This window comes from Sphingomonas sp. AP4-R1, assembly GCF_013113735.1.
Lineage (GTDB): Bacteria > Pseudomonadota > Alphaproteobacteria > Sphingomonadales > Sphingomonadaceae > Sphingomonas_I.
In genome coordinates this window covers 1,639,935-1,653,706 of the sequence record NZ_CP053346.1, presented here as the reverse complement: position 1 = coordinate 1,653,706, position 13,772 = coordinate 1,639,935, and the positions used below count along the sequence as shown (strand labels likewise).

Below are 13,772 nucleotides of genomic sequence, written 5' to 3'. Positions count from 1 at the left end.
TTGGGGTGGGGCCTCGCTATAGCGGACCGGGCTCTCGATGAGATTCCGAAACCCCAATTCCGTTCGTGCTGAGCTTGTCGGGGCCTGTCCTGAGCGCCTGCCTTGGCAGGCAGTCGAAGGGCACCGTCCTTCTTGAAAACGCCAGAGAAAGAAGAACTGCACTTCGACAGGCTCAGTGCAAACGGGGGTAAAAGCGAAATTTCGCAACACTGCCTAAAGAACGGGGTGATCCAAACTTCAAATGCAGCCCCCGTCGCCCCGCACCACCAGGCTCATCCTTAACCACGAAGCCGTTATCGTAAGCGCTAAGATAATGTTAAGAACCGTCCCGCCCTCGCGCGATTCGGTCCTCACCCCCGTCCCTCGGGACGTGTGATCCCCGGCCGCGCAGGCGCCCGGGGGGGTGAATGCGTAAGAGTGCGTATATCGGAACAGGGACGCCGGGGCTGATCGCCGCGTTGGCGGTCGCATCGCCTGCGGTCGCGCAGGAGCGCGTGCCCGATGCCGTGCCCAGCCGCGAGCAAATCCAGCCGCCGACGCCCCAGTCCACGGCGCCTGCGGGCCCCAGCGTGCGCGTCGATGCCAGCGAGGCGCTCGGCACCGCCCCCTGCCCGCTCGATACGTCCACCGTGCAGGTGGACCTGCGCACCGTCCGCTTCACCGCCGCCGACGGCAAGCCGCTGCCCGATGCGATCCTGCAGGAACTGGCGGCCGTCACCGTGCCGAAGCCGGGCGAGCAGCCGGTCGGCGCCGTGTGCCGTATCCGCGATGCCGCCACCGCCGCCTTGCGCGAGGCGGGCTTCATCGCCTCGGTGCAGGTGCCGCCGCAGGAGATCGACAAAGGCGAACTGACGCTGACGGTGATCCTCGCGCATATCGTCGAGGTCCGCGTGCGCGGCGAGCCCGGCCATTATCGCCGCGCTTTGCTCCAGCGGATCGAGCAACTGAAGGCGCTGGCCCCGCTCAACGAGCATGATGCCGAGCGCATCCTGCTGCTGACCGGCGACATTCCGGGGCTCGACGTGCAGCTCGCTTTGCGCCCGGCCGGCACCGCGCCCGGCGCCGTGATCGGCGATCTCACGATCGTGCGCCGCCGGTTCGCGCTGCTCGGCAACGTCCAGAATTACGGATCGAAGCAGATCGGACGCGAGACGGCCTATGTGCGCGGCGAGATGTATGGCCTGCTCACGCCGTCCGATCTCGGCTATGTCGGCGCCTCCGTCACGCGCACGGTCCGCGAGCAGAAGGTGGGCCAGATCGGCTATATCACCGGGCTCAGGAGCGGCGGCGCCACGTTCGGCCTCCGCGCCAGCTATGCCTATTCGCGCCCCGATCTGGGCTTGCTGGATCTGCGCTCCCGCTCGCTGATCGGCGGGTTCGATCTGACCGTGCCGATCGTCCGCACCGTGACGCGCAACCTGACGATCGCGGGCGGTGCCGAGCTGATCGAGCAGCGCACGAAGGTGTTCGGCGGCGGCCAGTCCACGCCCCTCAACCGCGACAAGCTGCGCGTCGCCTATCTGCGCGGCACCGGCAATCTCCGCCGGATGCGCGCCGACGGGAGGGACATTTATGCGCTGAGCGGATCGATCGAGGTGCGGCGCGGGCTCGGCATCTGGGGGGCCACGCGCCGGAGCGAAGGCAGCAGCGGCAGCGGCTACACCCCCTCGCGCTTCGGCGGCGATCCGCAGGCGTGGATCGTGCGCGCCAATCTCGATGCCACGGTCCATCTCGGCCTGCTGTCGGCGGGCAGCGGCATGCGCAGCCAGTGGACGCCGCACCCCCTGCTGAACTTCGAGGAATTCTCGCTCGGCAATCTCTCGATCGGGCGCGGTTACGATCCGGGCTCGAACAGCGGCGATCGCGCGATCGGCCTGCAGAACGAGCTGCGCTTCGATCTGCCGATCCTGCGCGCGCTGCCGATCCAGCTGTTCGGCTTCGGCGATATCGTGTGGCTGCGCAATCTCGACGAGAACACCACCGAGGGGAAGCGCACCTTGCGCTCGGCCGGCGGCGGCGTGCGCGCCACCCTTCCCGGCCGGCTGCTGTTCGAGATCACCTACGCCCATCCGTTCGATCGCGCGCTGAGCTTCGACGATCGCCCGCCGCCCGCGCGCGTCCTCGCCTCGCTCACCGCGCAATTCGCGCCGCAGATCCGATGATCGCCGCGCGCCGCCTGCTCCTGTCCACCGCGCTCGGCACCGTCCTGGTGCTCGGCGGCCCGGCCGCGCGCGCGCAGTCGCTGCCGGGCAAGGGCGATTTCGTGTCCGGGATCGACAGCCACGGCAATGCGGTCACGCCGCCGGACAGCAGCTTCGGCGCCGACGCCGTCTCGATCGGTCTGGCCGACAGGGCGACCGTGCTGAACTGGGGCAGCTTCAGCATCCCCAAGGACACATCGGTCACCTTCACCGATGCCGCCGCGACGCCCGGCTCGGCCATGTCCGTGCTGAACCGCGTCGTCGGCACCACGAACGGCACGACCGGCGTGACGACGATCCCGCAGAGCATGATCGCGGGCCAGCTCAACGCGCCGTCCAACATCGCCGTCTATCTGGTCAATCCGTCGGGCATCGTCTTCAAGACGGGCAGCGCCGTGAATGTCGGCGGGCTGATCGCGAGCAGCCTATCCCTGCTGGATGACGATTTCTTCTCCACAGGCGGCACGCTGCATTTCGGCCCCGGCGCGGCGGCGAAGGGGATCGAGGTGGAGGCCGGCGCCAGCCTCACCGCCACCGGCAGCCGCGCGCTCGCGGGTCTGCGCAGCGATCTCGTCCTGATCGGCGCCTCGGTCGCGGTCGGCACCGGCACCGGCGGCACGGCGACGCTCACCGCGCAGGATGGCGATGTCGGGCTGGTCGCCGCCACCGACGTGACGATCATGTCCCAGCCCGGCAGTCCGCTGGCGATGACGATCGATCAGGGCACCGCCATCGCCGGCGCCTTCACGGTGAACGGCACCATCTCCGGCCGCAACGTCACGCTCGCGCTGGCGACGAAGGACGCGATGGCCGATGCGTTGCTGTCGGTGTCGGGCGTCGTCACCGCGGCGGGCGCCACCGCCACCGATCACGGCGTGATCCTGAGCGCGGATCGCGCGGTGGCGGACAAGGTCGCGCTCACCGCCGCCGGGGTGAACAGCGCCGCCGGAGCGGAGATCGGCGCGGCCGTCACCAGCGCCTCCTCGCTCGCCGTCGCGGCAGCGGGCACGATCACGGCCGGGGGCACGCTGAGCACGGCCGGCGCGAAGGACGTGACGATCGATGCCGGAGGCGCGGCGACGCTCTCGGGCGCGATCACCGTCGGCACCGATGCGGCCATCACCGCGGACGGCGGCCTCGCCCAGATCGCCTCGCTCACCGCAGGCGGAGACGCCACGATCCACGCGGGCAGCATCGCCCTCGCCTCCGCCAGCGTGACGGGCACGGCCTCGCTCACCAGCATCACCGGCGGCATCACGGCCACGAGCCTCGCCGCCGGATCGGCCGCGATCGATGCCAATACCGATGCCGCGATCACAGGCGCCGCGCTCAGCATCACGCGGGCCTCAGCCACATCGGGCGGCGTCACGCTCACCGCCAGCACCGGCGACGCCACGATCGGCACGATCAGCGCCGGCACCGACATCGGCGTCACCGCCTCGGCAGGCACCGCCACGATCACGGGCGCGGTGATGGCGGGCGGCGCCTATCAGGTGGCGGCCTCGTCGGTAAAGCTCGGCAGCGGCGCCGCCGCCGTACTGCAGAGCGCAGGCTCCGTCCTGCTGACAGCCTCCGGCGGCACCGTCGCGGGCGATGCCGGCCTCACGCTCCGCAGCGACACGGCCGGCACCGGCGCGGGCACGCTCATCATCGACGGCGCGGGCGGCATCGCCCTCGATCCCACCTCGCGCCTCGAAGGAGGTACGGGCAGCACGGGCGGCATCGGCGTCCGCAGCGGCGCCGGGCAGGCCATCGCGCTGGGCGCGGTGGCGGCGCGCAGGCTCACCGGTGCGGATGCCGGCCACGCGCTCACCGCCTCGCTCGCCGCGTCCGGCCCGCTCACCTTCGGCGGCGCGATCACCACCACGCAGACGCTCGACGCCTCCGCCACCGGCGCGCTCACCGCCCACGACATCGCCGTGACGGGCGTGGGCCAGACCCTGACCCTCGCCGCGAACGGCGCGACGGCCGACCTGTCCGCGCTCGGCCCGCTCTCCGCCGGAGGCCTTTCGCTGACGGCGGGGCGCACGCTCTCCACAGGGACGCTCACCACCACCGCCGGCAATGCCACGATCACGGCGGGCGGCACCGCCACCGTCGACGGCACGGTCGGCATCGCGGGCAATTATGCCGTCAACGGCAGCGATATCCGGCTGGGCGGCGCGCAGGCCGCGACCGGCGCGATCACGCTCACCGCCGCGCGATCGATCGCGAGCACCGCCGCCGGATCGCTCACCCCCAACGCGGCCGGCATCGGCGCCAATCCGCTGACGCTGCGCCTGACCAGCACCGATCCCGCCGCCGCGCTCCGGCTGGACCTGCACACGGGCGGCGACATCGCGATCGACGCCGATACCAGCCTGCCCGCCGCGCTCCTGATCCAGGTCCCGCACACGAATGTCGCCATCTCGTTCGCCGATATCCGCGCGGGCCGGATCGCGAGCCGGATCGACGGCGATATCCTGTTCTTCAACGGGCTCACCTCCACGCACGCGGACGGAATCCGGACCGGCGACATCACGATCACCGAAAATCCGCTTTCCCTGTCCGCGCCCAACGGCCCGCTCAGTGTCGGCTCGCTGACGGCGCCCGGCATCGCGCTCACGGCGCTCAGCCTGTCGACGGGCGCCCTCACCACCACCGCCGGCGGCGCCACCCTCTCCGCCGGCACGCAGGCCAGCATCGCCGGCGCCGTCAGCGTCACGGGCGGCGCATATCAGGTCACCGGCGGCTCGGTCACGCTCGGCTCCGCCTCCGGCACGCTCACCCAGTCCGCCACCGGCGCGGTCACGATCGAGGCGACGGGCGGCACGCTCACCGGCCTGTCCGGCCTCACGCTGCAATCCAACCGCGACGGCATCGGCGGCGAGGCGCTGACCCTCGCCACCAGCGGATCGAGCGGCGGCGTGATCGCCTTCTCCGGCACCACCCTGCTCGGCGGCTCCGCGCGCCAGTCCGCCGTGCAGATCCGCTCGCGCGACGTCACCAATGCCGTCACGCTGGGCGACGTCTCCGCCGCCAGCCTCGGGGGCGCAATCGGCACCGCCGGCTTCGGACCTGGGCTCACCCGCAGCGCCGCGATCCGCGTCGGCAACGTCGCGCTGACCGGCGCGCTGAGCCTGACCGCGACGGGATCGACCCTCACTGCTGGCACGCTTTCGGCCCAGAGCGTATCGCTCACGGCCGGGGGCGCACTGTCCGCCGCCTCGGTCACGGCCGGCACGGGCGACGTCACGATCAGCGGCGGCACTTTGTCTTTGGGCGCCCTCTCCGCCAGCAGCGGCGCGCTTTCGCTCACGGCGACGACAGGCGATCTGTCCGCGACCACCCTGGTCGCCGGCACCGACGCCAGCCTCACCGCCACGAACGGCATCGCCTCCGTCACCGGCGCGCTCTCGCTGCCCGGCGATTATGCGGTGACGGGCCGCTCGGTCGTCCTCGGCACGGCAGGCGTCGACACCGTGCAGGAAGCACGCGGCACGATCACGATCCGCGCGACCGGCGGCACGATCACCGGCCGCTCCGGCCTCACGCTCCACGCCGACACCAACGGCGACGGCAATCAGGCGCTGACCCTGGTGACGAGCGGATCCACCGGCGGCGATATCGACATGAGCGGCACAGCGCTCATCGCCGGCACCACCGGCCGGGGCGGCCCGATCCAGATCGGCTCGCGCCTGATCGGCAACCGCGTCACGCTGGGCGACATCACCGCCGCCTCGCTGTTCGGCGCGGTCGGTGGCGGCGGGTATACGCCGGGGATCACCCGCACCGCGGCGATCACGACCGGCGAGATCACGCTCGGCAGCACGCTGCAGCTCAGCTCCGGAGCGGGCGCGCTCACCACCGGCGCGCTTTCGATCGCCGGCGCCGTCACGCTCGCGGCGGACGGGGCGGCCCGGACCGGTACGATCTCCGCCGCCTCGATCGCGACCAGCGGCACGGGCGCTCTGACCGCAGGCACCCTCTCCACCCCCGGCGCGCTCTCGCTCACCTCGAACGGACTGATCCAGGTCGCGGGTCTGTCCGGTGCCTCGATCACCACGACCGGCACCGGCGGGTTCATCGCCACGGGCGCGATCACCTCCCCCGGCACCGTCACGATCAACCGCGCGGGCGCGATCGGCCTCGCCGGCATCACCGCGACCGGCGACATCCTGATCGGCCAGACGGTGATCGCGTCCGCCGTCACCGCCACCGACGCGATCACGTCCACTGCGGGCCGCATCGCGATCGGCAGCAGCGGCGCGCAAAGCTATGGCGGCACGCTCGGCGCCAACACCAGCCTGACCCTATCCGGATCGGCGCTCGACATCGGCACGGCCAGCAGCGGATCGGCGCTGTCGCTCACCAGCACCGGCGGCCCGATCGACATCGCGCAGGCGACGGGCGCCACCGGCATCGCGATCCAGTCTTCCGGCGATGCCAATGTCGGGACAGCCACGGCGAGCGGCGGCAGCGCCGATGTCTCGATCACCGCCACCGGCACCGCCACCGTGACAGGGGCCGTGACGGCAGGCCGCGCCTATCAGGTGACGGGCGCCTCGGTTCGACTCGGCGAGGGGACGGACACGGTGCTGCAACGCGCCGCCTCGATCCTGCTCACCTCGACGGGCGGCACCGTCTCGGGCGAGGCGGGGCTCACGCTGCGGAGCGACACGGGCGGCACCGGCACGGGCACGCTCGTGATCGACGGCGCGGGTGGCATTGCGCTCGATCCCGCCTCGCGCCTGGAAGGCGGCACGAGCGCCAGCGGCGACGTCGGCATCCGCAGCGGCACCGGGCAGGCGATCGCGCTCGGCATCGTCGCGGCGCGCCGACTGACCGGCGCGGCGCCGATCACGCACGCGCTCACCACCACGCTCGCCACCACCGGCGCGCTCACCTTCGGCGGCACCGTCACCACCACGCAGACGCTCGACGCCTCGTCCACCGGCGCGCTCACGGCCGCACGGATCGACGTGACCGGCACGGGCCAGGATCTGATCCTCACCACCACCGGCGGCGCCGGCACGCTCACCGCGCTCGGCCCCCTCACCGCCGCGCACGACATGAAGCTCACCGCCTCCCGCGCGCTCATCGTCACCACCGCGACGGCGACGACGGGCGCGGCGGCGGCGAGCGCCGGAACGACCCTCTCCGGCACCAGCCTCGTCGGCGGCAGGACGGCGTCGGCCACGGCCGTCGGCGCCCTGTCGCTCACCACCCTGTCGGGTCAGACCGGCGCCTCGGCGCAGGGCGCGAGCGTCACGCTCGGCACCGCCACCAGCGCGAGCGGCCCGCTGACGCTGACCGGCACGAGCGGCGACCTGATCGCCACCGGCATCTCCTCCGGCGGCGGCGTCACGCTCACCGCCAGCGGCGGCGGCATCGCGATCGACAGCATCGGCGCCGGCACCGACCTCACGATCCTCTCGGCCGCAGGCGTGCGCGGCCGCACGGCCGGCACACGCGCCACGCTGGGCGCCGGGCGCGACATCCAGATGACGGCGGGCGGGGATGTGCTGATCGCGACCGCCAGCGCCACGCGCGACGCGACGCTCGCCGGCGGCGCGCTCGACATCACCCGTCTCGCCACCACCAGCGGCTCCGCCACCCTGACTGCCACCAGCGGCGACGCCGTCATCGGCACGCTCGTCACCCGCCTCCATGCGGGCATCATCGCCGATGGCGGGCTCGCCAGCATCACCTCGCTCACCACGGGCGGCAATGCGACGATCCGCGCCGCCAGCATCGCCCTGCCCTTCGCGCGTGTGACCGGCGCGGCCTCGTTCACCAGCCTTGCGGGTGCCATCGATGCGGCGGATCTGGTCGCGGGATCGGCCCTGATCGCGGCGCAGGCCGACGCCACGCTCGGCCGGATCGAGGCCACCGGCGGCCCGCTCACGGCCACGGCGGGCGGCGCGCTCGACGCGACCACGCTGATCGCGCGCGGCACCGGCCTCACGATCCAGTCCGTCGGCGCCGCCCGCATCGGCACCGCGACGACGACCGGCGTCGGCGCCGACCTCTCGATCACCGCCGCCGCGCTCGGCGGCCCGACCGCGGGCACACGCGCCACGCTCTCCTCCGCGCGGGACATAAGGGTCACGGCCGGCGGGCAGGTGATGCTGGACGGCGCCACCGCCGCCCGCTCGGCGACGATCACCGGCGGGTCGCTCGCTATCGCGCAGCTGACGGCCACCACCGGCGCGGCGACCCTCATCGCCCGCACCGGAGGCGCCACGATCGGCGCGCTCGTGACGGGCACGGACGCGGGCATCACGGCGGATGCGGGCCTCGCCCGGATCGACAGCCTCGCCAGCGGCGTCGGTGCCACGATCCACGCCGCGAGCATCACGCTGCCGCTGGCGCGCGTGACCGGCGCCGCATCGCTGACGAGCATCGCCGGCGCAATCGACACGGCCGACCTGATCGCCGCCGCCGCCACGATCGGCGCGAGCGGCACGGCGGCGCTCGGCCGGATCGAGACGCTCGACGGCGCGCTCACAGCGTTCGCCTCCGGCGCCCTGACCGCGACCACGTTGATCGCCCGCGGCACCGGCACGATCGGCGGCGCGACGCTCGATATCGGCTCGGCGAACGGTGCGGCAGCGCTGGCGCTCACCAGCACCGGCGGCGCGATCAGCATCGGCCAGGCGACCGGCGCCACCGGGCTCACGATCCAGTCGGCGGGCGACGCCCGGATCGATACGGCCCGCGCGAGCGGCGCCACGGCCGACCTCTCGATCACCGCCGCCAGCCTGCGCGGGCACGCGCCGGGCGAGCGCGCAGCGCTGTCGGCCGGCCGCGCCCTCACCGTCACGCTCGGCGGCGATGCGCTGGTCGGTCCGGTGACGGCCGGCGCAGGCGCCACCCTCGGCGCGGCCTCGATCGATCTCTCGACGCTCGACTCCGCCCAGGCGACGCTCACCGCCGCGACCGGAAGCCTGCGGGCCGATCGCATCACCACCACGGGCGCCGCCACGCTGTCCGCCACCGCCGGCATCGCGACGATCGGAACCCTCTCGGCGGGCGGCAATGCCACGCTCGATGCGGGCACGCTCACCGTCACCACCCTCGCCAGCGGCGGCACGCTGGGCGCGCGCAGCCGCACCGGCGCGCTCGCCCTCGCCACCTTCACGGCGGCCGGCGACACGACGATCCTCGCCGCCGCCGATGCCACGATCGGACAGGGGAGCAGCAGCGCCGGCGGGATCGACATCATGGCGGACGGCGCGCTGACCGCGCCCGGCCTGACCGCCGCCACCCTCCTGCGCGCCAGCGCCGCGACCGCCACGATCGGCAGCGTCCGCGCAGACCGGATCGATCTCACCGCGCGCACCGGCGCGTTCCGGCTGGGCGATGCCACCGCCGGGACGAGCCTGGCGCTCGCGAAGCGGGGCTCCGGCGGCGACCTCACCGTGACGGGTGCGCTGGCCGTCACCGGCGCTACGGGCGACGCCACCCTCGTCAGCGAGACGAGCCTCACCCTCCCCGCGCTGATCGCGGGCCGGGATGCGCGGGTGAGCGCGTCCGGCAGCCTCACTGCGCCGTCGCTCGCGGCGGGCCGCACGCTCGGCATCACCGCCGGGGGCGCCGCGAACCTCGTCGCGCTGAGCGGCATCGGCGTGACCGTCACGGCGGGCGGCCTCGCGACGGTGGCCGGCGCGGTCTCGGCCGAAAGCTATGCGGTGCAGGGCGCGTCGGTGGCGCTGGGCACGGCCGGCAGCGCGATCGGCCAGACCGCCTCGGGCGCCGTCTCCGTGGTGGCGACGGCGGGGACGATCACGGGCCGCGGCGGCCTCTCGCTCACCGCCGACGCGGATGGCGACGGCGCGGGCGACCTGATCCTGCGCGCGACCGGCGGCATCGCCTTCGCCGCCGGAACCAGCCTCACCGCCGGCCCGCTCGCCACCGCCGCCTCGCGCATCAGCCCCGGCAGCGGCGCCGCGCTGACGCTCGACCGGCTGACCGCGCGCACGCTCGTTTCCTATGATCCCGCACTCGCCGCGACCGCGCTGACGCAGGACGGCCCGCTCACGATCGCGCAGTTGACGGTGCGCGATCCCACCACGATCGCGCTCACCGGCGCGGGTTCGGCGCTGACCCTGGGAAGCGTGTCCAGCACAAGCGCGCTCTCGCTCGCCACGCAGGCCGCGCTGACCGCGACCTCGCTGACCAGCGGCGCGCTGACGATCGATGCCGCCACCGCCACGGTGGGCACCATCTCCGCCACATCGCTCGCCGCCACCAGCCGCGCCGGCGCGCTCGATCTGGCGAGCGTGACGACGGACGGCCCCGTCACGCTGGCGGCCGCGACCGATCTGCGCCTCAACGCTCTCGATGCGGGCGGCGCGCTCGACGCCACCGCCGGGGGTGATATCGGCGGCAATGCGGGCGACATGACCGCGCCCGCCCAGTGGCGCAGCCGCTCCGGCTCGGTCGACATCGCCACGCTGGAAAGCGGCGACGCGGGCGGCGCGATCACCCTGGCCAATCTGCAGGCGGCGGGCGACGTCACGATCGCCGGGCGCCGGATCGCGATCGGATCGACCCACTCCGACAACGGCGCGCTCACCCTCACCGCCCGCCAGCGCGGCGCGGCCGCCACCGCCGTCTCGCTCACCGCCACCGCGCTCGATGCGGGCACCCACCTCACTCTGTCCAGCGGCATCGGCTCCGGCGCGCCCGTCTCGGCGAGCAACGGCGCGATCACGCTCGGCACGGCCACCGCCCGCAACGGCGCGCTCACGCTCACCACGCAGGACGGCACCGTCACCGGCCTCGCCACCGACAGCCCGATCCTGACGGCGCGGGGCAGTGGCGGCGATATCCTCATCACCACCGGCGGCCTCGCCGCGATCGGCACCGCCACCGCCGCGCGGGATCTGCTGATCCGCGCCGGCGATCCCGACGTCGCCGGCCGCAGCGGCCGCATCGCGATCGGATCGATGAGCGTCGGTCGCACGCTTTCGCTGCTCACGTTCAATGCCGTCGCGTCCGCCCCCTCCGGGATCACGGCGGGCGACGCCACCGCGATCGACGCCACGATCCGCGCGAGCGGCGCGCCCGCGCCCGTCATCCTCGGCCCGCTCGACGCCAGCGGCATGACCGTGCTGGCCAGCAGCGGCGATCTCACCCTCTCCAGCCCGATCGCCACAAGCGGATCGCTGGCGATCGAGGCCGCCGGCCTGCTGAGCGCGACGAACATCGCGACCGGCGGCGCGCTGGCGATCAGCGCCGGCACCGCCAACCTCGCCTTCGCGCGCGCGGCCGGCGGCATCGGCGTCACGGCGGGCACGATCACGGCGGGCGATCTGGCGAGCGGCGCGGGCGCGATCCGGCTGACCGCCACAGGTGGCGCCCTTTCGCTCACCACCGCCACCGCCGCAGGCGACATCGCCCTCTCGACCCCCGTCACCGCCACGGTCGGCACGCTCCGCGCCGGCGGCGCGCTGACGCTCGCGGCGGGCACGCTGACCGCCACCCAGCTGGCATCGGGTGGCGCCGCCGACATACGCGCCGCCACCCTCGATCTGACCGGCCTCACCAGCGGCGGCACGCTCACCCTCGCCGCCGGATCGGGGGGCGCCACGCTGGGGACGATCGCGGCGACAGGCGATATCGGCGTCACCTCCGCCACCGATCTCGGCATCGGCAGCCTCGCCAGCTCGGCCGGCGCGCTGAGCCTGACGGCGGCGGGCAGGGTCACGGCGGACACGCTCGGCAGCGCGCTGGGCCTCACCGCCACCGCCGGCCGGATGACGCTGGCGAACGTCCGCGCGGGCGGGGCGCTGGCGCTGACGACGCAGAGCGGGCTGCTCGCGATCACCCGCGCCACGATCGGCGGCGCGGCCACTCTTGCGTCCGGCGGCGCGCTGGCGATCGACACGCTCGCGGCCGGGCAGGACGTGACGCTGGATGCGGCGGGCGAGGTCACGATCCGGTCGCTCGCCAGCGGCACGTCGGCCAGCGCGCAGCCTCTGGTCGAGAAGAAGGTGCTGGCCGCCGTCGCGCCCTCGCGCGGCTTCACGCTCACGGCGCGCAACGCCACGATCGACTCTCTCTCCACCACCGGCCCGATCGCGATCACCGCGACGGCGGGCAATCTCGCGCTCGGGTCGCTCGCCGGATCGGCGGTCACGCTCACCGCCTCGGGCATCGTGGCGGTGAGCGGTGCCGCCAGCATCGCCGGGGACACTGCGATCCGCGCCGCCGCGATCGCGCTGGGCAATGCTGCCGGCACATCGGTCGCGCAGAGCGCCGGTGGCACGGTGACGCTGACGGCAGATGCCGCTGCGATCACCGGCTATGCCGGGCTCACGCTCTCCTCTGGCGCGGGTGGAATCGTGATGACGGCGAACGGCACCACCGGCGCCGTAACCTTCGCGCCCTCGACCACGATCGCCGGCGGCGCCGGCACGCTCGCGATCACCACGGCGAACACGGCCACGCTCGGCACGGTCACCGGCCGGTCGATCGCGCTCATGGCCAATGATCTCGCGCTTGCCGGCCCGATCACCGCCACCAGCCTCACGCTCACCAACCGGACGCCCGCCAACCTCACCCGGCTGGGCGATGCCCCCGCAGACGCCGGCACCGAATTCGCCACCAGCGACGGTCATTTCGATCTCTCCGCCGCCGAGATGGCCCGCCTCTCCGCCGCGACCCTGATCGTCGACGCGGGCAGCGGCTCGGTCCGCATCGGCGATCTCGCGCTGGCGACCGCCGCCGGCAGCAGCCTGTTCCAGATCCGCACCACCGGCCGGATGGACATGCTCGGCCGCTTCACCGCCACCGGCTCTCCGCTGGCGCGCATGATCGTGCTGGGCGGCGGCGCGAATGCGGACGACCGCGCCTCCGTTCTGCGCGTGGCGACGACGGCGGCGGGCGGCGGGCGCGTAATGGCCGACGGCGCCACGCTGGATCTGCGCGCGGACACGATCGGCGTGGGGCTGGACGGCGGCTTCCTCGATACGCTCGGCGTGAAAAGCGGCACGCCCGTCACGGCGGCGGACGCCACCACGCGCTTCGTCTCGCAATCCGGTTCGTCGCTCTACAATGCCACGCTCGGCAATGCGGGCGGGCTCTACAGCGATCCCGTGACGCTGCAGGCGGGCCGCCTGATCGTGCGCTACGGCAATTTCGCTTTGTTCCAGAATACGGGCACGCCCGGCACGCAGACCGGCCTGGTCCTCGGCGGCGAAGGCCAGCCGCAGACGCTGCAATTGCTGCCGTCGGCGGGCACCAACGCCTTCGCGATGTTCGGTACGATCAACGGCATCGGCAGCAACGCCACCTCGCTGCTGAGCGGCGCGACTTTGGTGGTGGGCAGCCAGGTCACGCGCGCGAACAGCCGCGCCAATGGCTGCCTGATCGGGGCGGCGGGCGGCGGCTGCCTCTCCGCCTCGCTCGTCCAGCCGACGCTCAGCGTGTTCGACACCAGCCGCGCGAACGTGTTCCGCACGGGCGACGATCTGACGCTGCCGTTCGATCCGCTGGTGGGGACCAGCAACGAGTCGCTCTTCTCGGACATCTCCTCGGTCGCTTCGATCGGCGAGGACCTGCCGGTCGCGCCGAGGCAGTAGG

General features: G+C 73.5%; 2 protein-coding genes. Both read left to right on the top strand.

Annotated elements, in window-relative coordinates; genetic code table 11:
- Positions 1-407 precede the first annotated feature (407 nt).
- Complete coding sequence (locus HL653_RS07905; protein WP_171744040.1) at positions 408-2,162, top strand: ShlB/FhaC/HecB family hemolysin secretion/activation protein; 1,755 nt, start codon at positions 408-410, stop codon at positions 2,160-2,162.
- Positions 2,159-13,771 carry a filamentous hemagglutinin N-terminal domain-containing protein gene (locus tag HL653_RS07900; protein ID WP_171744039.1) on the top strand — a complete coding sequence of 3,871 codons (11,613 nt, stop codon included), beginning with the start codon at positions 2,159-2,161 and terminating at the stop codon, positions 13,769-13,771. The genes HL653_RS07905 and HL653_RS07900 overlap by 4 nt, the downstream gene beginning before the upstream one ends.
- The last annotated feature ends 1 nt before the right edge of the window (position 13,772 follow it).